17 protein-coding genes are annotated in these 24304 nt (G+C 50.1%); 6 read left to right on the forward strand and 11 right to left on the reverse strand.

Annotated features, from left to right (window positions below):
• Window positions 1-40: 40 nt before the first annotated feature.
• From B1748_RS12775 to B1748_RS12790, 4 genes are all read left to right on the forward strand, one after another.
• Entirely contained in the window at window positions 41-913 is an 873-nt protein-coding gene (locus B1748_RS12775; protein ID WP_087568307.1) for a carbohydrate ABC transporter permease, read from the forward strand.
• 70 nt (window positions 914-983) lie between these two features.
• Window positions 984-2549, forward strand: coding sequence for an extracellular solute-binding protein (locus B1748_RS12780; protein WP_087568308.1), 1566 nt, complete (start codon window positions 984-986; stop codon window positions 2547-2549).
• 35 nt (window positions 2550-2584) lie between these two features.
• Window positions 2585-3535 carry an MTP-1 family protein gene (locus B1748_RS12785; RefSeq protein ID WP_087568309.1) on the forward strand — a complete coding sequence of 317 codons (951 nt, stop codon included), beginning with the start codon at window positions 2585-2587 and terminating at the stop codon, window positions 3533-3535.
• Window positions 3536-3560: 25 nt separating this feature from the next.
• Complete coding sequence (locus B1748_RS12790; RefSeq protein WP_087568310.1) at window positions 3561-4562, forward strand: glycoside hydrolase family 130 protein; 1002 nt, start codon at window positions 3561-3563, stop codon at window positions 4560-4562.
• A gap of 50 nt (window positions 4563-4612) precedes the next feature.
• On the opposite strand, the gene B1748_RS12795 is transcribed toward B1748_RS12790, so the two are convergent.
• From B1748_RS12795 to B1748_RS12805, 3 genes are all read right to left on the reverse strand, one after another.
• Window positions 4613-5554, reverse strand: coding sequence for a stalk domain-containing protein (locus B1748_RS12795; RefSeq protein WP_087568311.1), 942 nt, complete (start codon window positions 5552-5554; stop codon window positions 4613-4615).
• Window positions 5555-5700: 146 nt separating this feature from the next.
• The gene (locus B1748_RS12800) at window positions 5701-6687 is read right to left on the reverse strand and encodes a hypothetical protein (protein WP_087568312.1); all 987 of its coding nucleotides are present in this window, start codon (window positions 6685-6687) and stop codon (window positions 5701-5703) included.
• Window positions 6677-7255 (reverse strand): sigma-70 family RNA polymerase sigma factor, encoded by a 579-nt coding sequence (locus tag B1748_RS12805; protein ID WP_087568313.1) that lies wholly within the window; start codon window positions 7253-7255, stop codon window positions 6677-6679. Before B1748_RS12805 ends, B1748_RS12800 begins: the two co-directional genes overlap by 11 nt.
• A gap of 208 nt (window positions 7256-7463) precedes the next feature.
• On the opposite strand from B1748_RS12805, the gene B1748_RS12810 reads away from it, so the two are divergent.
• Both B1748_RS12810 and B1748_RS12815 read left to right on the forward strand, forming a co-directional pair.
• Window positions 7464-8363 (forward strand): aminoglycoside phosphotransferase family protein, encoded by a 900-nt coding sequence (locus B1748_RS12810; protein WP_087568314.1) that lies wholly within the window; start codon window positions 7464-7466, stop codon window positions 8361-8363.
• Window positions 8364-8710: 347 nt separating this feature from the next.
• On the forward strand, window positions 8711-9472 hold the full coding sequence (locus B1748_RS12815) for a DUF3800 domain-containing protein (RefSeq protein WP_087568315.1): 762 nt from the start codon (window positions 8711-8713) through the stop codon (window positions 9470-9472).
• A 550-nt stretch (window positions 9473-10022) separates the two neighbouring features.
• Here B1748_RS12815 and B1748_RS12820 read toward each other — a convergent pair.
• The 8 genes from B1748_RS12820 to B1748_RS12855 all read right to left on the reverse strand — a co-directional run bounded on the left by B1748_RS12820 (window position 10023) and on the right by B1748_RS12855 (window position 23855).
• Window positions 10023-10496: a midas domain-containing protein gene (locus tag B1748_RS12820; protein WP_087568316.1), complete on the reverse strand. Its 474-nt coding sequence runs from the start codon at window positions 10494-10496 to the stop codon at window positions 10023-10025.
• Window positions 10497-10950: 454 nt separating this feature from the next.
• A complete protein-coding gene (locus tag B1748_RS12825; RefSeq protein ID WP_087568317.1) occupies window positions 10951-12063 on the reverse strand; it encodes an IS110 family RNA-guided transposase in 1113 nt (370 codons plus the stop codon).
• Between the two features lie 192 nt (window positions 12064-12255).
• Window positions 12256-12948: a histidine phosphatase family protein gene (locus B1748_RS12830; RefSeq protein WP_087568318.1), complete on the reverse strand. Its 693-nt coding sequence runs from the start codon at window positions 12946-12948 to the stop codon at window positions 12256-12258.
• A 71-nt stretch (window positions 12949-13019) separates the two neighbouring features.
• The gene (locus B1748_RS12835; RefSeq protein ID WP_179215560.1) at window positions 13020-19703 is read right to left on the reverse strand and encodes an RICIN domain-containing protein; all 6684 of its coding nucleotides are present in this window, start codon (window positions 19701-19703) and stop codon (window positions 13020-13022) included.
• Between the two features lie 71 nt (window positions 19704-19774).
• Entirely contained in the window at window positions 19775-20581 is an 807-nt protein-coding gene (locus B1748_RS12840) for a metallophosphoesterase (RefSeq protein ID WP_087568320.1), read from the reverse strand.
• A gap of 110 nt (window positions 20582-20691) precedes the next feature.
• Window positions 20692-22011 (reverse strand): ABC transporter substrate-binding protein, encoded by a 1320-nt coding sequence (locus tag B1748_RS12845; RefSeq protein WP_087568321.1) that lies wholly within the window; start codon window positions 22009-22011, stop codon window positions 20692-20694.
• Window positions 22012-22105: 94 nt separating this feature from the next.
• Window positions 22106-22987, reverse strand: coding sequence for a carbohydrate ABC transporter permease (locus B1748_RS12850; RefSeq protein ID WP_087568322.1), 882 nt, complete (start codon window positions 22985-22987; stop codon window positions 22106-22108).
• A complete protein-coding gene (locus B1748_RS12855; protein ID WP_179215561.1) occupies window positions 22977-23855 on the reverse strand; it encodes a carbohydrate ABC transporter permease in 879 nt (292 codons plus the stop codon). Before B1748_RS12855 ends, B1748_RS12850 begins: the two co-directional genes overlap by 11 nt.
• Between the last annotated feature and the right edge of the window lie 449 nt (window positions 23856-24304).

A 24304-nucleotide genomic window follows, 5' to 3' on the forward strand; every position in this document is an offset into this window, starting at 1 on the left:
GGCAGGCATCTGCCGCGGCGAGGTTTCAGGAGGATTAGTCATGAAGAAGTTTTCCCTTAGCAAGACGGTGATGTATGCGCTGATCTCGATCTATTCGGCGATCTGCTTTATTCCGATGCTGCTGGTGCTGATGATATCGATCACGGACGAGGATGCCGTATTAAAGAACGGCTACAGTCTTTTCCCGGAGAAGTTTTCCTTATACGCCTATAAACTGATCTTTACGGGCGGCTCTCAGGTGATGCAGAGCTACACCATCTCCATCTTTGTCACGGTCGTCGGCACGCTTCTGGCCATACTGGTAACGTCGATGGCCGGCTATACGCTGGCGAACAAACATGTGAAATACCGGAATCTGCTGGCGCTTTATTTTTTTATCACCATGATTTTCTCCGCCGGGATCGTGCCCTGGTATATGATGAACCGCATGCTCGGTCTGACCGACAATATTCTGGCGCTGATTATTCCGTCTCTGCTGTTTAGTCCGTTTAACCTGTTCCTGGTGCGCAACTTCATGAATGGCGTGCCCGATTCGCTTCGAGAGTCGGCGACCATTGACGGGGCCAACGATATTACGATCGCGTTCCGGATCTATCTTCCGCTGTGCACGCCCGTTCTGGCGACAATTGCGCTCTTTTACGGACTGGACTACTGGAACAACTGGTGGAATGCGATCATGCTGATCGACGACCAGGATTTGTACCCGCTGCAATTTATGCTTCTGCAGCTGCAATCGGAGATCAGCATGCTTAACGAGATGACGATGCTGGCTGGGACAAGCGATATGACGCTGCCATCGGAATCGGTCAAGATGGCGACGGCGATCGTAACGATCGGTCCGATCGTTTTCCTCTATCCGTATTTGCAGAAGTACTTCGTAAAAGGCTTGGTCATCGGTTCGGTCAAAGGCTGATGGCTAAAGACGGATATATTCCCTCAGGGGTTTATATAAATAAATTCTCGATATAAGGAGGTCAATTTTTATGAAAAAGCATCACGCGTTTGTATTAACAGCAGTGCTTGCCCTTTCGACATTGATGGGATGCGGCAAGGCATCCGATCCGGAGGCCACGGGCAATACCGGCGGCAACTCTTCCGAGCCGCAGTCGGAAAATAACGAGAAGGCTGCCGAGACGGTCAAAATCAAATATTTGGTTCCCGGCACAGAGCCGAAAGACTACAAGGAAGTGTACCAAAAGGTCAATGAGAAGCTGGCTGCGGACGGTGTCGGCGTTGAGGTGGAGAAGGTCTATATCCCGTGGGATGCATGGGATCAGAAGCTCAACCTGATGTTGTCTACCGGCGAAGAATTCGATCTGTTCCACGTCATGCAGGACCGTACGCCGTTCTCCAGCTACTATAATCGCGGCGCGCTTGCGGATATCTCGGATGCGATCGACAAGTATGGAGAGAATCTGAAGAAATCCATCCCGGACGATATTCTTGACGGCGCCAAAATTAATGGAAACTATTATGTCGTACCTTCTTATTGGGTTGAAATGGCAAGCGAAGGCCAGTTCAATATTCGTCGCGACATTCTCCGCGAGAACAATCTTGAAGAGCCAAAGACTCCGGAAGAATTGATCAGCGCTTGGGAAGTTGTCATGAAGAACTGGAAGGGAAGCAACAAGCCTTATCTGGGCACACGGGCGGACTTCGACCCCATCTTCCTGCATACGTCTATGCTGCACCGGACTTATGATACCTTCCCATTTACAGTGAAGGATAAATTCTTTTACGTGAATCAGAACGGCGAGATCAAGTCCTGGATCGAGACCGAGGAATTCAAGAAGGATGCCGCCTTTATGCGCGAACTGTACACGAAGGGAATTACGAATCCGGATATCCTGGTCATGAAGCAGGAGCAGGTCGATGCCCAGCTCGACAGCGGCGAATGGTTCGTCCGCCTGGGAACCGGCGGAAGCCTGAACGGACTTAAGAAATACAATCCGGAAGCCACTGTAAACGATATCGGCGTGGTATGGTTCAACCCGGAGAAAGAATATATGCGCCCGCTCACCTTCAAAAACGGCAATGCCGTGCCGGTGAACAGCAAAAATCCGGAAGCGGCCGTCAAATTTATGGATTGGATGCTGGCAAGCCAAGAAAATTATGATCTGGTTCAATATGGCATCGAGGGCGAGCATTACACCAAGGACGGCGAGAAAGGCTTTAAGCCGATCCGGGATCCGGAGAACAATAACAATTCGAGATACAGAGGATCCGATTCGCAAAACGGCAACGTAAACTTCATGCGTTTTGACCTGGAGACAAGCATTCCCGACAACAACAAGGTTCTGTTTGAGCCAAATCCGAATGCCATTAACAGTATCGCGGCGAACTTCGTTTTCGACCCGACAAATGTGAGAACCGAGTACACCAACATTTTGTCCGAAGCTTCCGCGAGCATTACTCCGATTTATATGGGCGTGCAGGAATACGACAAGGCCTTCCCGGCCGCGCTGGAGAAAATGAAGAAAGCCGGTCTGGAAAAAGTCATGGCCGAATACCAGCTGCAATTCGAGGCCTATCAGGCTTCTCAAAAGTAAGCGAGCCGAAAACAAACCGGAAGGCGTTGAAAAAGTTGACCTTGAAGCAGCAAAGACTAGCATTTGAAGCGGCAAAAAACATCTATGAAAGCGCGACATTGGTCTTTCATGGCGTAGACGGGTTTGATGTTTACAATATTTCGATTCCTTTTGAACGGGACGGAAAACGTTACCTGTTCGGACGGGTTGAACGTCGGAAGGAGTGGGCCCGCTCTTGGGTCCGCCTCTTCGAGGAGACGGGACAAGATGAATGGACCGTGGTCAAAGACAGCATGATCTATACGCTGGAGGATCCTTACATCAGCGAGATCGGCGACGAGCTTATACTGGGCGGGACTCATGTGCAATACGAGAGAGGGAAGTACAGCACGTTTTTCGGCTATTTCTTCCGCGGCGCCAATCTCCACGATTTGTACTACTTCACGACCGGACCTAACAAAATGAAGGATATTCGCCTTGTTCCGCTCTCGGACGGCAAGATCGGCGTCTTCTCGCGTCCGCGGCACGCCGACATGAGAAGCAAATACGGCAGCGAATCCATGATCGGCTTTACGGTCATCGACAATTTGGATGATCTGACAGCGGACGTCATCGAAAATGCGCCTTACATTCACGGCATTTTCGGAGAGGGCGAATGGGGCGGCGTCAATCAGGCTTACCTGCTCGACAGCGGCAAAATCGGCGTCATCGGCCACATCTGTTACCGAGACCAGGACGAAAATGACGGGGAATTGCGGGTGTATCTGAACATGTCCTTCATCTTTGATCCCATTACCCGGGAATCCTCGGATCTTCATCTGATCGGAAGTCGTCCCTGCTACCCGCCGGGCCCCGCCAAGATGCCATATTTGGTCGACTGCGTCTTTGCCTCGGGCATTGTGATGCGTCCGGACGGCAAGGCGGATCTGTACAGCGGCATTGGCGATTGCCAGGCTGGGCGTATTACGATCGACTATCCGTTCGCAGGACATGGTCGTCTTGTTTAGAAGAGATAGAGGAGGAAGTTAATCGATGCAGAACAAGATGATTGGAGCGCTGGCGTCGAGCCCGCTCATTACCCGTCATCCGGCCAATCCCGTGCTGGACGCGGCACGCGTGCCCTATCCCACCGCGCTTGTCTTCAATGCGGGAGTAGCCAAGATGAACGGCCGCTACGTCATGGTATTCCGCAACGACTACGGCTCGTTGGAGCAGCAGACCATCGAACCGTCTCATACGACGGATCTCGGCATCGCCTTCAGCGACGACGGCATTAACTGGACGGCGGGACCGAAGCCGATCTTCAAGATGCGCGACGAGGAGATCGTGCGCGCCTACGATCCGCGTCTTACGGTCATCGACGGACGATGTTATATGTGCTTCGCCGTCGATACAAAACACGGCATTCGGGGCGGCGTCGCGGTGACGGACGACTTCGAATCCTTTGAAGTATTGAGCTTGTCGACGCCGGATTTGCGTAACATGGTGCTGTTCCCGGAGCGAATCGGCGGCAACTACGTCCGGCTGGAGCGACCGTTCACGGTATACAGCCGCGGTGGAGCCGACCGGTTCGACACCTGGATCTCGGAGTCGCCGGATCTGGTCTATTGGGGCCGTTCCGAGCTGCTGCTGGCGGTGGAGCAGGTGCCGTTCGCCAATGACAAGATCGGCCCGGCCGCGCCGCCCGTTAAGACGGATAAGGGTTGGCTCACCACGTTCCATGCGGTGGATATCGATCCCGCCAGAGGGAAAAACGGCTGGGAGCCGACCTGGAAGAAGCGGTATACGGCCGGCATTATGTTGCTCGATCTCGACAATCCGAAGAAGATCCTCGGCATGAGCTCATCGCCGTTGCTGGCGCCCGAAGCGCCGTACGAGACGGACGGAGGTTTCCGTAACGACGTCATCTTCCCAGGCGGCATGGTGCTGGAGGAGGATGGAGAAGTAAAAATCTATTACGGAGCCGCCGACACGGTGGAATGCCTCGCTACCGCCCATGTGGACGACCTGATCAGACTCTGTCTGGAAGGGTAAAACCAAAGAGCAGCTCCTTCCCCTGAACGGGAAGGGCTGCTCTTTGGCAGTCATGGAGACCACAGCGCGAGCTTTTGGCCAAATGTCCTCTCGATTAATAGAACGGGAACCTGGAGCTCCATCGAATCTCCGATATATGCGCCGATAGGATCGTCTAGCGGCGTGCCGTTCCATATCGCTTCATTGCCCCAGCTTCGGACAACCAAGGACGCGTCCTCGCGTTTAAATACCGCCTCGCTTTTCTCCTCGTTCCATGACAGGGTTGCACGAATCTCCTCCGCTATGTACGACGCGGGAAATCTCGTAACGTTATAAGCTTCGATCTCTTTAACCGATGAGACCCCGTCCATCGCCTCGCCGGGGATCTCAAAGCTCACGGTCGAGCCCGTAACCGGATGAGGAAAGCGGAAGATCAGCTTGTCCAGCAACAACGACTTCGACTCGCGGAGCGCCATTACCGAATGATACATATTGGCCAGATCAGCTTCTTCCGCCGGCCGCTCCATATTTACGACTAGATCGAACGGCAGTTCTGTCGTACCGTAATGAGGCACTTCTCCCCGAATGGATGCATAATCATATTCGGCGACCTTGCAACAAGAGAAGTCGATGTCGATAAAACGGGCGTAGTCGGTCTGCACGGTCTGCAACAGCGACTCCGCTTCTTGCTTCGCCTGCTTCTTCCATAACGTCGTGGCGTAGTCATCCGATAATCCTTTCTCGCGATTCTTACTGACATACACGTAGAATTGCAGCGAAGGATCCGAGGCAGGCTGTACGGTCGCGACAAGCGGCTCGATGTTGTCCCAGAGGTAACGAGTGCTCACCACCTTCATGGACTCATCGTAGTTTTGCGCCAAGTAACGTTCCGTTCGCTGCTCGAATCGGAACTTCTGATAGAAACCGTTTTGGAATTCCACATACAGCAGGATAGGCACCAGCACGATCGCGGCGATTCCGATTACGACTATTTTGCCGAAATTACGTTTCATGAAGGTTCTCCTTTAGCATTAGGCCGTGGTTATACCCTCATTAGACGGGGCAAGGCCGCGTTTTGTTGCCTCAGGCTGCAATGCCGGCCTCCGAAAAAAAAGGGACTTCCCTTTTCAGGAAACCCCTAATTGCTTATTATTTACCTTTACTGAAGGCTTGAAGCCACCTCGACCAACCGTTCCTTTGTCATACTGGCCGAATCCGACTCCACATGATGGACAATCGTTTCGCCCTCATTCTCTTCCATCCACATGATTCCTTGCAGCACGTTGCTCTCTCCGAACAGCGATTGATCATTTTTGGTGTAATGCGCCTTGTATCCGTCTAAATCCAGCTCTTCGTATACGGTTGAAGGCGAGGTTAAAGCTTCCGTCTTTATGGAAGCATCGCTAATAATCTGCCAGGTATAGTACAGAGCCTCGTCATTGACATCCCTGTAGACCGAAGTATAGTACGACTCCGGACCTTCGGAGGACGGCTCCGTCAAGCGCCACAGGGGTCCTTCGCCATTCGTAGCATTATGTTCGGCTATCATTTCATTCATACGATCCATGGCATCCAATCCCATAAGAACATGGAACGGACTTTTCAAGGATCCTGCCTTCAGGGTGTAGGCGCCTCCAAGCAGGGAGTCCGGCAACGTTTCCGTCACGCCTTTTTCCTCCAATACGGCCCGCCACTCCAGGGCACCGGCAATCCAGTCCGGACTTGTGACTCCGATAGGCAATGGAGCGCCGCGGTACTCCGAGAAAACCTCCGGCAGATAAACAACAGCCGTAGTACCCGGCGCCAGCTCATCTTGTACCGCCTTTAACGACGCCCGGGCATAATCCAACACTTCGGGGCTAATTGTCAGCGCCTCATTCGATTGCATACGAATGGAATACTTGCCTAGCGAGTCCGAAAACAGCAGCTGCGTGCCCGCATAACCGAATCCGCTCAGAACCGCTATTACAGCAGCAATAATGGCAATTCTGGATAAACCTCGTTTGTTTTTCATATGTTTATTTCTCCTTCCGTCCATCGCCATCCGTCCATAATCGGCCATGATTCGCTCATCCAGCGAAGGAGGGCATTCCAGCTCGGCCTGATCGCGCTTGAACGCTTCCGTCAACTTCCGTTCAATAGACATAGCCATTTCTCTCCTTTCCCCCCTGGATCTCCTCGAATCGACGGCGCAACTGCTTCAGGGCGTGATGATGTCTCGATTTGACCGTTCCCAAGGGGATGTCCAACAGCTCCGCAATCTCTTCCAGCGAACAGTCCTGGTAGTACCTGAGAACAAGAATCTCCCTTGCTTTATGGGATAGAATTCCCAGAAGCGGCTCAAGCTCCATTCGGTCGCCTACAGCGGACAACCGCGCTTCGGCCCGGCCGTCCCAGGACTGCCCCGCTAACGTTTGCAGCTTCTCCGCGATTCGAAAAATTCTCCAGCTCTTTCTTTTCCAATTACGCACTTGCCTGACAATCAATCCGTTAAACCATGCTGTAAAAGGCTGCTCCGATCGATACTTGTCCGCGCTTCTCATCAACTCGATATAAACCTCGCTCATGATGTCCCCCACATCTTCCTTGCGGGGAGAGAGATAATGAATCAGCCTGTAAGCATGATTGCGCGTCGCTTCGTATACCGTACGAAATGCCTCCTCGTCGCCCCGGCTCATCCGGATAAGCCATGGGCTCCAATCAATATCCTTCATAGGACCGGCCTCCATTCAGGTGTTACATTATGTATTGGTCCGTTTTGGATAAAAGGTTCATTGCTGCAGAAAAAGTTACTTTGATCTTAGAGCATATTGAAGAAGCCGGGGGTAAGTTTTTTTATAACCGTTGTATCCTTGGAGAGTCTAAACGCTGTTAGCTTATAATAAAGGTGCTAATCAGTGAAATTTAGGGGGAATCCGGAAGATGGATATTACCGTTCTATTGGTACGCGAACTTATAGACAACCAGTTTCCTCAATGGAAGCATCACAGCATTACTCCGGTCGATAAAAGCGGACATGACAATCGCACCTTCCGTCTGGGCAGCGAGATGACCGTCAGGCTTCCAAGCCATAAACGGTACGCTTCGGCTGTCGAGAAAGAGATGAAGTGGCTGCCTGTCTTCAAGCCTCTGCTGTCCTTGCCGATCCCCGCTCCCGTTGCGAAAGGAGAACCTTCGAAAGAGTATCCATTTGCTTGGTCCGTCAACCGATGGATTGAAGGCGAAACTGTCACTCATGGCAATATCCGCAGCCAAAACCAATTGGCCGAGGATCTTGCGCGATTTCTGCTCGAGTTGCAGGCCATAGACGCAAGCAAGGGGATCCCCGCGGGCGTTCAAAACTTTCATCGCGGAGGAAACCTCAGAATCTACCATGACGAAACGTTATCCGCCATCGCTAAGCTCGCCGGCTCATACGATCGGAAGTTGTTGTCGGACATATGGGAGCTCTCCCTCTCTACACGATATCAATCCGCTCCGGTATGGTTGCATGGCGATATCGCCGTAGGCAACTTGCTCGTCCAGGAGGGGCGCTTATGCGGCGTCATCGATTTTGGAACCATGGGAGTGGGAGACCCGTCGAGCGACCTTGTCATGGCTTGGACATTTTTCGACGATGACAGCCGCGCTGTTTTTCTGGAGCACATGAACGTTGACGAAGATATGATTAATCGGGCTCGGGGCTGGGCTTTATGGAAGGCTCTCATTACCTATGTCGGGAATGAGCGGGGCTCGGAGCTCTCGGTGTGGGGGCAGCACGTGATAGATGTTATTATCGCGGAGTATAAACAGCGGTGTCAACTTCGTCATTCAGAAGGCTGACCCTATAAATCGAAGCAGCGACAGCCAAAGGACGAGAAAATAAAGTCCTGGACTGTCGCTATTTTATTGAAACTAACGTTCTTACGATAGCTTAACGCTCTTTCTACTGGCGCTTTATTGATTCAGTCAAGATATCTCAAGTGGTTGGAACAAGAAAGGCGTTCCGTTCATAGGTGAACGAGCACCTGTTGACTTTCTTCGCACAAATCCTAGAATGCATTTTTTGCCGATACCTATGGTATGGTTCACCGTGACCATAATGGCAAAGCAAAATCTTGTTTTCATCTCACAATCTCCGCATTATTTGGTATAATTAGTCCATTATTGATTTGAAAGTAGGCGTTCTAGTGACTTTATATGGATTTTATACAGATGAGTCTGGAAATAATGGTTTTGGCGATTTAAGAAACCAGCCAGTCCTTTGTTATGCGGGAATATTAGTCCCCATTCACTATCAAATATTTTTGCATAATGAGGTTCAGAAAATAAAAGACAATTTAGAAAAAGATATAAAAGCTAAAATTCATGGCATTCCAGTCGACCAGTTTTCAACTATCGACTTTTTCAAGAAATTCGAGATCCACGGAAAAGCATTTATTGATGGGGAAGACTTCTATTATAATTTATCGGATGTGGAGCGGTTCAAAGTCGTTAACGATTTGCTGTCTTTGGCTAATACTACTGACGTAAAGATTGTAGCAGCAATAACTAATAAACAACTCTATCAAACCAATACGGGAGATACTAATCATAATCGGATGCATATTCATTCCTACACGGAGCTTGTTAAATGTATCTCATCCGAATTAGGTAATTCTGATTCCTATGCTTTTATAATTTGCGACGACGGTAAACCAAGTGAAATAAATAATTTCTGTGACGCTTTAAGTAATCCCGCAAACACAAGGGTATATCCAGACCTTCAGGTAAAACTGTCACATGACAAAAATTGCAATTTGATACAACTGGCTGATATGATAAATTTCATCACTTCAATCCACTTCCGCGACGTTTATGGTTTTCCAGCAAGAAAGAGACACCAGTCACAAATTCTTGATTTCTATTCAAGACATCTGAACCATAAAATAATCAAATGGGAATACAAATAGGAAGAGGAGTTCGCACACAACGTGCGAACTCCTCTCTTTGGTCGTACACAACGTGCGACCTATTACCATAGTATCCATAAACCGGGTCAAGTATGCTATAAAAATTTAAGACATTCCGTTCATAGGTCAAACCCAACGTTTGAGCTACAAATGGAATGTCTTAAGTACTGATTTAGTCGTACACAACGTGCGAGCAAATCCGTAGCTTTATTATGGTATCATTCGAGATTTTTGTCAAGATCATATAACAACACATTGTAAACGATGTCGTTGTTCTTGATACGAACCTATCCGATTAGAGACGAGTTTAAGCTAATAAAGAACTTCCACAAATGCCAAGCGATCGTTATTTTTAATATAAAAACTTGTAGCCGTTACTACCACCTGATAGCAAGAACGGATTTGCGAATCACCGTATACCTACACAATCGTTTGCTGCTAACGAGATCGATCTTCTGCTCAAGCTTCTGGCTTACAAAGTTTGAACGCTTCTAGCTGCAATGTTGCGATCCGATACATCGCTCGTTAATTGCTCTCTGGTATCAAACCATCAGTCTATGTCGTATAACTTCCAGCCATCACTAGTTTTTGTTAAAGCAAACGATAATAATACATCATTCATGAAAGTAACCGTCACAACTTCGTTTTTCTCATCCCCGTGCCCGAAATCTAATTTTTTAAGTTCATATTCCTTGGAACTATCATTCCACAATGCGTACACTCGCTCGTCAAAATCAAGATCCTTTTGTACAGTTGATTTAATCAATTCTTCATTTCTTGTCTGAACGGCGAAAATATGATTCTGAATTACCTCGACTACCTCATCGGTTATTTGATCATCGATTTTCATTTTTGAATCCACAGATTCACTTTCTTCCTCCCCCTCCTTCACTACGTTATTCTCACGGTTATCGGTTACGTTAGCTTCATTTTGTGAGGACGAGCTAATCGGTTTATTGTCACCACTCTGGCAGGCTGACATAAATAAAGCCATCAACATCAAAAGGATAAAAATCCTTTTCATAATACCACTCCTTTTCTTCCACTTATATCCAATATATAGACGTGTATGATTTCGTTTTGTTGCGCTATCCTGCCCGAGGGAGCTTAATAATAAAAAAAAAATCACCCTTGCGGGTGATTCGATAGTTCGATTTGCTATATTTCGGCCATATAACGTCTCACCTGTCCGTTGCTATGAACATTTTTGTCAAACCCTTCGGATTTACTCTAACCCAAGCATTAGGCACGGGGGCAAATATGCGAGCGACGGTCGGCACGCTGCTATCCGTGGGTTGGTTACCACATGTTATGCCTTCGTCAAGGAGAGCGAGTGCCAGCTAGAAACGCACGTTCAGTCTTTCAACCTAGTGCAAACGGACAACGCAAATTCTCTCCTGAACCTTCGTTTGCCCCCGGGCCTAATGCTCGGGCGATGTAGCTACTGATCTATGGATCTAATTACGCTTTTCTTACAGTTAAATATGCTCTACGGAGCGTGCCACAGCCCAAATAAATCCCGTCAATTCTCGTGCAACGGCACTAATTGCTACGTTTTTATGCTTGTTTTTTCCGAATACAAGATGGCGATATTTTTTATGCAGTCGCACTTGTGCATTCCAAGATATTTGTTGTACGACGGCAGGTAAGCCTTGCAGACGAATGGCCAAATCACCCTTGATTGCCGGACGGTGACGGTAGCTCCATGCCGATTCTACTAATGCTCGACGGAGACGGCCATTACCGGCTTTCGTTATTGCGCCTCTTCTGATGCTCACACCTGAGGAATGCTCGCGAGGAACTAAGCCTAAGTATGCCATTAGCTGAGCGGGTGAACGGAAGCGAGCGAATGAGCCGATTTCAGCAGCAACCGTAATGGCTGTGATGAGACCGATTCCACGCAAAGATTGAAGCACTTGAATAATAGATGCTTTTGTCCCGACTGACGCTTGACTTAGGAGTGCCTTCTCAATTCGCCCCATACGTTGTTCGACCTCATTCAAAGCATGAAGCATCTCGGTAAACGCGATTTGCATCGAATCAAAAGCAAACGTTAGCTGAGTGAGCCACACATGATACTTCTTTGTCCAGCGGCGCTTGATCGTTTCCGGTGGATTGACTTGGTAGCGAAGCAAAAATTTGAGTACGCGCTGACGAGCACGATGGATATCCTCCTTCGCCGTTTCACGAGCACGTACAAGTTCGCGGAGCGCTTCGTCTTCCCGATCTGGCACATAGACTGGCGTCAATTCGCCTGACCGGAAGAGTCGAGCAAGCTGCTCCGCATCACGACGATCATTCTTAATTCGGTCGCCTGGCCGTTTCGGCATGAGGGACGGTGCGATGACAGTACAACTAGCTCCCATAGATTCAATCCAGCGGTGGGTCTCGTAACCGGTAGGTCCCGCCTCATAACAAAATGCAAGTGTACCGGCTGGCCCGATTTCTTTGATGAGTTTCCTCAGTGCTGCTGCCGTATGTGGTATGGTACCGAAGTAACGAGGAAGGTCGCGACTCCCAGCGTCCGCAATGGCAACAGAAATTTTTTCTTTTGACACATCTAAACCGACGTATTTTGTGGCAGAATGCATAGTAACAGCTCTCCTTTTGCTATGTAGTTCTGAAATGGTTGGTTTCCCCACTATCCATTTTTAACCTACGATCTTTAGCAAATACGGAGGGCTGTCACTGTTTGTATGTTCATCTTAGCTAGAATTTGATTCTTGAGCAAAACCGGCTAATAGTGTCTCGTGTGTCGTTTAGAATCCGCTTCAGTCCATATGTTATACATTAGCCTTTAGGCCCGACGTCGATACGCGTAGTCCGACCTTATGAAGATGAGAGACCTGGCCTAGACCGGTGCAACGCGGAACGGCCCAATGCGGACTTCTTTCCTCCAATAGAATGGTCGTCACCGAACTTGGAGGGAGCCAAAAGCCGGACCAAACAAGCGGGAACGGAAGCTCTAACAAATGCGATAGCCATGTAAGTCCGAAGCCCATGTGGCAAAAGACGGCAAGCGTTTCTTCGTTCGAAGCGTCGATTCGATAGCGCCCGCCTTCCCTTGAGTAACCGTGCCGCCGCAAAAAATCGTCAGAATCCCGTTTGATGGTATTGTAAGGATCAATGAAGTGCTTGTAAGGCGTTTGCCCCGGCCAAATCGAATGATCCGGATACGGAAAGCCGGCACGCACCTTTTCGCCTGGAATGTCCCATGCTGCCATAGACTCGTCTCTTTCGCCGGAAGCTTGCCAGCTTAATTCTCGGGTCCATGGCTCAATGACCGGTTCAATGTTAAGTAAATCAGCCGTATATCGCATGGTATGGACAGCACGATTAATCGGCGAGGAATAGATGCGGTTGATATCCATACTTTGCAAATGATTAGCAAGCGCTTGAGCTTCCAGATGTCCTGCCTCCGTAATGGTGTCATTAGGATAGTCAGGCTCAGCATGACGAATTAATAAAATTTTCATATCTCTCTCCTACATTCATTATCATGGAAATAAATAATTGACTGGGTATTGGCGGGTTCCCATCTGTACGATCATGTGCGTTTCAGAATAAAGTTGAGGCCGTTTACGCTTCCGGAATTGAACCACATCAGGATATTGGCACCTGGCGAAACCGAACTGGAGGCAATGTCCAGGAATAAACCGCTACCAGCATTGATTAGGTTATATTTTGTCCCGTTCTGGACGATCCACCAACGCTGTGCCGCTGTATCGTTGCTTTCGTTCTGGGCAACCGGATTGCTCAGAACATTGACGCCGTTCTTATTCTCCATGACCTTTCCGGTGAGGAAATTGGTGATTTTGTAAGATCCGTCGCTTTGCCGCTGGAACAGGTATATCTGCTCCTTGGCGTTGACCGTTCCTTTTGCGGCAGTTTTGAACTGCGTGCCGTTGTTCGAATCGGCTATGCTAATATTGGTTGCGTTGGTGTTGTTCGTGATGAAATAATACGCGTCTAGTATTTTCACAGGAACGATCGGCTTCCATACGGCGTACAAGGTGGCGCCGGAGTCTGCTGTATAGGCCTGTTTCGGCTGGTAGACTCTTGTCGTTCCCGCGCTGTTGGTATCCCACCCGTCAAAGTAATAGCCCGCGCGGGTCGGGATCTCCCCCGACAGGGTCAGGTTGACGCCGCTAACCTTCATCTGCGGCGCAGGCGCGCCCGTTCCGCCGTTTGCGTCGTAGCGTATGGACAATCCCGCCGGATTCAAGGCGAAGTTAAGACCGTTCGCGCTTCCGGAGTTGAACCACATTAAGATATTGGCCCCCGGCGTGACCGAACTGGAGCTGATATCCAGGAATATACCGCTACCAGCGTTGATTAAGTTATATTTTGTCCCGTTCTGGACGATCCACCAACGCTGCGCCGCTGTATCGTTGCTTTCGTTCTGGGCAACCGGATTGCTCAGAACATTGACGCCGTTTTTATTCTCCATGACCTTTCCGGTGAGGGAATTGGTGATCTTGTAAGATCCGTCTCTCTGCCGCTGGAACAGGAATATTTGCTCCTTGGAGCTGACCGTTCCCTTCGCGGCGGTTGTGAACTGCGTGCCGTTGTTCGAATCGGCTATGCTAATATTAGTTGCATTGGTGTTGTTGGTGATGAAATAATAGCCGTCCTCCACTGTCGCAGGAACGATCGGCTTCCATACGGCGTATAAGGTGGCGCTGGAGTCCGCCGTATAGACCTGTTTCGGCTGGTAGACTCTAGTCGTTCCCGCGCTGCTGGTATCCCACCCGTCAAAGTAATGGCCCGCGCGGGTCGGGATCTCCCCTGACAGATTCAAGCTGACGCCGCTAACCTTCATCTGAGGCGCCGGCGCGCCCGTTCCGCCGTTTGCGTCGTAGCGTATGGACAATCCCGCCGGATTCAAGGCGAAGTTAAGACCGTTCGCGCTTCCGGAGTTGAACCACATTAAGATATTGGCCCCCGGCGTGACCGAACTGGAGCTGATATCCAGGAATATACCGCTACCAGCATTGATCAAGTTGTATTTCGTACCGTTCTCGACGATCCACCAACGCTGCGCCGCGGTATCGTTGCTTTCGTTCTGGGCAACCGGATTGCTCAGAACATTGACGCCGTCCTTGTTCTCCATCACCTTTCCGGTGAGGGAATTGGTTATCTTATAAGATCCGTCGCTCTGCCGCTGGAACAGGAATATTTGCTCCTTGGCGTTTACCGTTCCCTTCGCGGCGGTTGTGAACTGCGTGCCGTTGTTCGAATCGGCTATGCTAATATTGGTTGCATTGGTGTTGTTGGTGATGAAATAATAGCCGTCCTCCACTGTCGCAGGAACGATTGGCTTCCATACGGCGTACAAGGTGGCGCTGGAGTCCGCCGCATAGACCTGTTTCGGCTGGTAGACTCTAGTCGTTCCCGCGCTGCTGGTATCCCACCCGTCAAAGGAATAGCCCTCGCGGGTCGGGATCTCCCCCGACAGGTTCAAGCTGACGCCGCTAACCTTCATCTGAGGCGCCGGCGCGCCCGTTCCGCCGTTTGCGTCGTATCGTATGGACAATCCCGCCGGATTCAAGGCGAAGTTAAGACCGTTCGCGCTTCCGGAGTTGAACCACATTAAGATATTGGCCCCCGGCGTGACCGAACTGGAGCTGATATCCAGGAATATACCGCTACCAGCGTTGATTAAGTTATATTTTGTCCCGTTCTGGACGATCCACCAACGCTGCGCCGCTGTATCGTTGCTTTCGTTCTGGGCAACCGGATTGCTCAGAACATTGACGCCGTTTTTATTCTCCATGACCTTTCCGGTGAGGGAATTGGTGATCTTGTAAGATCCGTCTCTCTGCCGCTGGAACAGGAATATTTGCTCCTTGGAGCTGACCGTTCCCTTCGCGGCGGTTGTGAACTGCGTGCCGTTGTTCGAATCGGCTATGCTAATATTAGTTGCATTGGTGTTGTTGGTGATGAAATAATAGCCGTCCTCCACTGTCGCAGGAACGATCGGCTTCCATACGGCGTATAAGGTGGCGCTGGAGTCCGCCGTATAGACCTGTTTCGGCTGGTAGACTCTAGTCGTTCCCGCGCTGCTGGTATCCCACCCGTCAAAGTAATGGCCCGCGCGGGTCGGGATCTCCCCTGACAGATTCAAGCTGACGCCGCTAACCTTCATCTGAGGCGCCGGCGCGCCCGTTCCGCCGTTTGCGTCGTAGCGTATGGACAATCCCGCCGGATTCAAGGCGAAGTTGAGACCGTTCGCGCTTCCGGAGTTGAACCACATTAAGATATTGGCCCCCGGCGTGACCGAACTGGAGCTGATATCCAGGAATATACCGCTTCCCGCATTGATCAAGTTGTATTTCGTACCGTTCTCGACGATCCACCAACGCTGCGCCGCGGTATCGTTGCTTTCGTTCTGGGCAACCGGATTGCTCAGAACATTGACGCCGTCCTTGTTCTCCATCACCTTTCCGGTGAGGGAATTGGTTATCTTATAAGATCCGTCGCTCTGCCGCTGGAACAGGAATATTTGCTCCTTGGCGTTTACCGTTCCCTTCGCGGCGGTTGTGAACTGCGTGCCGTTGTTCGAATCGGCTATGCTAATATTGGTTGCATTGGTGTTGTTGGTGATGAAATAATAGCCGTCCTCCACTGTCGCAGGAACGATTGGCTTCCATACGGCGTACAAGGTGGCGCTGGAGTCCGCCGCATAGACCTGTTTCGGCTGGTAGACTCTAGTCGTTCCCGCGCTGCTGGTATCCCACCCGTCAAAGGAATAGCCCTCGCGGGTCGGGATCTCCCCCGACAGGTTCAAGCTGACGCCGCTAACCTTCATCTGAGGCGCCGGCGCGCCCGTTCCGCCGTTTGCGTCGTATCGTATGGATAATCCCGCCGGATTCAAGGCGAAGTTGAGACCGTTCGCGCTTCCGGAGTTGAACCACATCAAGATATTGGCCCCCGGCGTGACCGAACTGGAGCTGATATCCAGGAATATACCGCTTCCCGCGTTGATCAGGTTGTATTTCGAACCGTTCTCGACGATCCACCAACGCTGCGCCTCGGTATCGTTGCTTTCGTTCTGGGCTACCGGGTTAGCCAGAACATGGATGCCGTCCTTGTTCTCCATCACCTTCCCGGTGAGGGAATTGGTGATCATGTAAGAGCCGTCGCTCTGCCGCTGGAATAGAAAGATCTGCTCCTTGGAGCTGACCGTTCCCTTCGCGGCGGTTGTGAACGGGGTGCCGTTATTCGAGTCGGCTACGCTTATATTGGTTGCGTCAGTATTGTTCGTGATGAAATAATAGCCATCCTCTATCGTCGTGGGAACGATCGGCTTCCATACCGCGTACAAGATGACGCTGGAGTCCGCCGTATAGACTTGCGTCGGATCGTATACCCTGGTTGTTCCCAAGCTGTCGGTATCCCACCCGTCAAAGGAATAGCCCGCGCGGGTCGGGATCCCCCCCGACAGACTAAGGTTGACGCCGCTGTGCTTCATCTGCGACGCCGGTGCGCCTGTCCCGCCGTTTGCGTCGTAGAAAACCTGGTATGCATTGAACTTCAAGTCAACAAGTACCGGATAATGGTCGGAAGCATTAATTGCGCTATCGTTTACATATACCCTATGAGTCAGGGCGGTAAAATGGCTTGGATGATAGAAAATCAGATCTTCATTGACCCTGTGTGTCTCTCCGATGCCAACAGTATGGAATGTACCGTATCCCGGGGTGTACTGGACTTGTGCGTTGTCGGTCGCATCTAAATATCCGTTCTGGGTGACAAGATCATAAGGCGCATGACCTTTCCAGAAGTACCAGTCTCCACTAAGGATAACGGGAATCTCTCCGAACTTAGCCAGCAATTCGTTCACTCTATGGATCGTTTGCTCGGCAAAGAATGTAAACTTTCCTCCCGGCATTGACTGATCGCCATAATGGTTGTTCGAGACAAGGAAGACGCGGTCTGTCGCCAGTTCCTTAAACAATCCCCATGTATGGTGATGAAAGTACACAAGCTCCCCGCCGTAAAGCCTGTAACCCGAGTCGATGACCTCATATTTTCCGGTACGGTATGCGATCGGAGTTTCATGATAGGACCCTAGTCTCGGGTCATCCAGTCCTGACAAGTCGTATACGTTCTCGAAAGGAGCCTTATCAATCGTATAATAATCTTTAATTAAGTCCGTAATCCGATAGGATATATCATTTAAATATTCATTGAAGGTAATGATGTCCGGCAATGTCGCAAGGTAGATATCCGCTGCCAGTTCTGCGCGTTTCTGGAATGAATAGCCGTTCACGAACTCCGGCGAAGGGAATAAGATATTGCTTTGCATCACTTTCATGTTCGTATCGACGGGAGACACCGCAAACGCCTCAACTTTGCAATCTCCGGACAGATCCAGGCCGGTTCCTATTTCCAAGCCGCTCAGTCCGTTCATATAACCTTCAAATGCGTCTTCCGCCTTGTCCGCCGACATCTTGCCTTGGCTTACGATAAGAAGCTTATCTCCCACGGGCTTAATGGTGTAATAAACATTGGGCCTGTCGTACGCCGTATAAACGTCTCGGCTTGCCTGTCTTGATGTGCTTCCCACAAGGATTTCATAGCTGCTTTCCGGTTCGGAATCGGGCAAAATCTCTAAATTCGCCCCTGTTTTATTCAGGAGCATGTCGCGCACGTTGTTTGCCGCTTCCTTTGAAAAAACCAATTTCGAGTCGTAGACGATTTTATATGCCGTGATCGGATTGCCATTAATGGTATAGTCCGAAATGCCGCTGTCCCATGTGTCTTCGTCCTCGGTGTCCTGCATGATAAGACCGGCGTATACCTTGATGTTTTTTATGGCGGACTTTACCGTACCCGGAGCGGTGGTATCGGCAAAGACATCTTGAATAGCCAAGGCAAGGACATCGCTGGTATATCCGGATTCAAGATGTCTTTGCAGCGGTTTGCCTACATCCCCAGTAAGAAGCTTGACTCCGTTGATGTAAACGGTCATCTGATAGCCGTCGATTTCAAGAGCCACATTATTGAAGCCATTGTCAACATAAATACTGCCATCCTGCTTCATAGCGTCGTCATAATCGACGTAGGACGCGTAACCGTTAGGATTCTGTCCATACAATAGGGTGCCTTTACCCTCGGGATTGTCCTCGAAGCCGGCCGAACTTACATAAGAACCGTTGGTGCTTATTCGAAGCCCGGTACCTGCGTCCACAGGCATTTTATTTTGATACGTTATGGTATATTTGGATCGAGAGTTAAGAGAGAGATTGGTATAGCCCCCGAATAAAGCTTGGTTCGCAACATAGTGTCCGTATAACGTTTCGCCTACGACGCTTTTATTAGAAGTCGATATCGTCGCGCCTTCAACCGCGTCATAAGAATAGGTCGCCATGTCAGCGGAAGATTGGTGCGAGATACCTGGCGTATATACTGCCCCCTGCGCGCCGGTTGCAGGCTGCGTTAAATCCGATAGATCAAGCAGCAGCTCGCCGTTTTCAACAGGCGTTATGCCGCCCCTAACCAACAAGCCCTCGTATACCTTTACGTCATTAAGCCTCACAAAAACGTCGGTGCCGAATGTAAACAGTATCATCGATAAATTCTCGGTGCCAAAATCCAAAACAGGGGTAGCCCCGACAAATTTATAAATGCCGCCCGATCTTATATAACAGGAGATTACGCCTGTTTCTCCGTCTACCTCATACTTAAAGTATTGGGTCGCTCTTCCGTCTTGATCGATAACAGTATCCTTGTCCGGATAAGTAACAAAACGATAACCTTCAGGACCTTGTTCGCGACTGCCGATTTGATACCGTGCCACATACATCTGTCTGGAACCGAAGGTATGAAAGCCATAAGATAAAGCGCCGTTGCCGTTAAGGTTCTGCGAATCGTTAAAGGTATGGACGCCCGCGCTTCCCGAAGCTTCATTAGTACTTCGGGTAATCGAAAACTCGACCGTATAATTATTGTTCTTAAGCGGCATATTCGGAATTTCACCGCCCCATAAGTACCCGGATCCCGCGGCTCCGGCAATCGTCACCGAAGAACCGTCCTGTGACACAGCTACATCTGGCGTTCGCAAGTCGGCTTTACTCCTGAATCCCCAGATAGAATCATTGAAATTTGCCTGATACAGCAAGGCTCCTTCCTGAGATTCGAGAGCATTGGCCGATGCCGGGGCTGATGGGAATAGCGTAAGAATCAAGAAACCCGTGAGCAGAATGGAGATCAACTTATTATTCATAATAATTTCCTCCTCGATTAGCCATTCATGAAGCCACATTTGAATTAATATCCAAGTATCTTCCAGCTAACTTATTCATACTCGAGTAATACTCGCCGAGTGGGTCGTCCATTGTTGCGTGTGCTGTCATACACCGCGGCTGTTATGCCGCCTGGGCCTACCTCCACCACCCAATAACAGGTGCGGGTTCGTCCGTCCACAATCGACCGCAACGTGTGATAGCCAATGCCGTTCTTCACGCTCTCATGCCCGGTGTGCATATGTCCCTGAAGCACCACCACGGATTTATTGCAGTTTTCCAGTATGCGGCGCACCTCGGGGGCGTTCTTGATCACATGGGGGTCCTCGAGATCATCCAGCAGCGCGTGCACCATCAACACCACGACGTCCGATTGCGCCGCCGCCAAATCAGCCTCTAGCCAACGTAGTTGAGGATGTGGCAGGTAACATTCGTCCCATTTGTTCGCCTCCGGCCGGTAGGGTACGCCCTGAGCGTTGAAGTTGCAGTCTAACGCAACGAAGTGCACGCCCTTATGATCGAAGGAATACCAGGTTTGTCCGCCCGGCATCTCAAACCATGCGGCCAGTTCGGCGCTAGGCACCGAGTCTACATCGTGATTACCCAACAGATAATACATGGGACCGCGAAATTCGCGCATCACCGGCATGATGGCGGCCAGTGCCTCCCGGCCTTTGTCCGGCCGATCGGGCCAGTCGATGAGGTCTCCCAGGTGTACGCAAAAATCCACCGACATGCCGTTGAACTTATCCATGCATTGACGCGTTTTACCCAGGGCGTTCCGGTAATACCGCCCCATCCGCATGGGGCGGTCTGCATATTGTATGTCTGCCAATAGACCAAAGCTAAACGGTTCCATCTCATTGCTCCTTCGATCGTGGGTTTGTGACCGGGCCGCTTGTAACAACAAAAACCAGTCCCAGAATCCCGAGGCTGGTTTCCGTCATTTCATATCATTTCAATTCATTATCATTTGTCCAAAAAGGCTTGAGCTTCTTTCTGTGCCTTCTGAAGCGTTGCAGTGATGTCGGCATTGTTCAGATAACTCTCATCCAGCGCCAACTTGAAGGTGTTGGACACTTCGGCGAAATGACTTGTGATCATGAAAGGGCTCCTCAAGATCGGAAGTAACTCTAATGTCGTGGCGAACTGAGGCTTCTCCTCATACATGGCCTTCATCTCGGGCAGCTCATAGGCAGATTGACGAGGCCCGAAGTACCCGCTGGCAAGCATCCATTTGGCGGAAACTTCCGGACTGGTCATGTATTTCACAAACTCCCAGCTGGCATCTATCTTTTCCTGAGGGTGCTCGTCGATGATGATGAAGCCGCCTCCGCCCAAGAGGGCAACGGGGTCTTTGCCGTCGCCAGAAGGAAGTTTGGCAATGCCCCAGTCGAAAGTCGCGGTTTTGGACACATTGCCCAAAGAGCCGCTGGAGTTGGTCATAATAGCGGTGCTCTCGGCCAGGAAATTCTCCGCTGCGCCGCCGTAACTGGTGTTATCCTCGGCCAGGCCGGAGTCCATCAGACCTTTGAAAAAAGAGACGGTTTCGATGAGTTCGGGATTGTCAAGGGACATGGTGTCCATATCCTGATGAACGCCGCCGCCGTTGGAGAGCGCAAGAGCCTCGGTCATCCAATTGTCGCCCATAAACTCAAAGGGTATAAGGCTGGCATCGTGGGCTTTGATCGCCTCGGTGGCCGCTTTCAACTCGCTCCAGCTTGCAGGAGGGTTCTCGGGGTCCAGGCCTGCGGCTTTAAAGATATCTTTGTTATAATACATAATCGTGCCGCTGTGCTGGAAAGGCATGCCGTACAGCACATCGCCAGGGTATTCGAATAATGTGAAGAAGCCCGGTATATAATCGTCCAGGAAGTCCTTCGGCTCTTTGGCGATCAGAGTGTTCAGATCCACCAGCGCTTCAATGCTGAGCAGGTTGGAGAGACTGTAGCCGCTGAGAACCACATTCGGGGCATTGCCGCCAGAGATGGCCGTCAAGGTCTTCTGCATGGTTTCATCGTAGTTGCCGGTGAAGGTGGCGGTCACGCGGACTCCGGTATTCGCCGCGTTGAATTCTTTCACAATCTCCTCCATAGCTACGGCCAATGGTCCCGAGGTCTGTGTAGGGAAATAATAGACCAGTTCAACCGCTTTGCCGTCACTTGGGGATTTCGTGGACGAGTCGACAGAATTGCCGTCACCGCACCCCGCCAGAAAAACGAGCGTCAGGGACAACAAGGTGCTGAGCAGTGAAAACCTTCTGTTTTTTTCCAAGGAACTTTTCTTCATGAATGATTTCCTCCATTCGGTATTTTATTACACACGCCAACGTGCATAATACAAGTTACAGGCATCGCAGATCCCGGGCTTTATTAATGGCCGGCTACTTGATGCCCGAGGTGACGAAACTGTCCACCAGTTGCCGCTGGAAAAACACAAAGGCCACTAAGAGAGGCAAAACGACCAGAATCGCCGCCGCCATGGTCAGTCCCCATTCCGAGGCGCTTTCCGCCTGAATGCCAAAGTAGGCCATGCCCACGGCGAGGGTACGCTTTTGCACCGATTCGGTGATGACCATGGGCCAGAAATAATTGTCCCATTGATACACCAGTGATGTGATCGAAAACGCGATAATACGAGATTTTATTGTAGGAATGCCTATCACCAGCATGTACCTGAAGTCGCCGCAGCCGTCGATGCGTGCACTGTCTTTCAGTGCGGCTGGTATCTCCAGAAACGCTCCGCGAAATATGATGATGGCAATGGCCGAGGCAATGCTTGGAAGAGCAATGCCAAGCAGGGTGTTGTACAGATTCAATCCGTTGATGGTAAGGTAGTTGGGCAACAGCAGGCTTTCCGGAGAAACCAGCAGCCGCGCCAGCACAAACAGGTAGAAAAAGCTCATGAACTTGAATTTAAAGCTGGCAAAGGCGTAAGCCGCCGGAATGCTGATACAAAGCTGGGCCACCAAGACTCCCACCGCCACGATGATCGTGTTTTTGTAAAAAACACCCCAGGGCGCGCGGCGCAACACCTCCTTCATATTCTCCACAAACATAAACTCCGACGGGATAATGGCGAGCGGCTGCTTCAGCACGTCCATCTGGTCTTTCATACTGGTGATGATGATCCATACCAAGGGCAACAGGAACAAAAGACTGACAACGAGAATAATGGCGTTAACGATCACAGTGGCTGCGATTTTTTTGCGTTTGGCCGCCGCGCCGCTTTTGTCCCAATCAACATTTGTTGCTTTAGCGCTCATACTCCACCCTCCTCTCGCCAAACTTCAGATAAACGATTGTGAACGCAACTAATACCAGCAGAAATATCGTGCTCATGGCACTGCCGTAACCAAGACGTCGATTGATGATGCCTTCCTGATAGATGTAATACATCAGCACATTGGAGGAATGGCCCGGACCGCCCTGGGTCATAATCGCGACGAGATCCATAGATTGGAAGCTGCTGGTGACGCACAATAGACACACGACAAACAGCGTGGGCATCAGCATAGGCAGTGTGAGCATGAAATAACGTTTGACATGGTTGTTTGTTTCAAGCGCCGCAGCCTCGTAATACTCCTTGGAGATGTTCTGCATCCCCGCCAAAATCAGCAAAAAGCTGAATCCTAGCGATTTCCATACCGAGACGATAATGAGTGCAATCAGGGCGTATTCATAGCTATTCAGCCACTGGATGCGGTGGTCCAGCAGCAGGTTAATGGCGCCGCGAGAAGGATTGTACAGATAGATCCACACCATAGCGGCCACCGCGATGGGCAACACATAGGGGTAAAAGGCCGACAGCCGGAATAAAGTGCGGAATTTAACCATATTGCTGTTGGCCACCGCCGCAAACAGCAGCCCCAGCCCCAAGGTGAGAATGACCTGGGAGAAGCCGTAAATGGCCGTGTTCCCTACAACTCTCCAGAAGTGCCTGTCCGAAGTCATGTCCGAATAGTTGCCAAGACCGACAAATTGCATTTGGGTCGCGATAGCGTTCGTTTCCATAAATGATAAAAATACGGTGCGTAGCATGGGATATACGCTAAACACCCCAAAGATGACAACCATAGGCAAGATATATAGATACGGTTTAACCGACCATTTGGCCAATGATCCTCTGCTCAATAGCTTCCCTCCGTCCCAAACGATTGACCGTTTGCGCAATATGCAATATCCTTTGATAAAGCTTGTCATTCATAAAGAACTACCTTGATGAATGCTTACACCTCCCTGTTGTTCACGTTCATTCGGCAATTTAATCGCTTGCTTTATTAACGAAATGTAAACGCTGTTATAAATTTAAAAGAAAATATTAGTCAATCACGCGGATCCGGTATCAGAGAGCGAATGCACGTCTTTAACGCTGTAGAAATGTTTAATACGCATTCTCTCATTCCGTTCGACTTTTGTCTTATCGTCCTCAATCACCCTAAACCAAGCACCTTTTTCCATTCAAAAAATCTTAACATAAATTAATAAGAAATTTACAAACCCCTTATAATCACTATCGTTTAACCCTTCTAAATCATAACGCACTTATTCTAAGCAGGAAATGTCAACAAGTAGTCTGTTTT

This window comes from Paenibacillus sp. MY03, from assembly GCF_002165585.1.
Lineage (GTDB): Bacteria > Bacillota > Bacilli > Paenibacillales > Paenibacillaceae > Pristimantibacillus > Pristimantibacillus agaridevorans.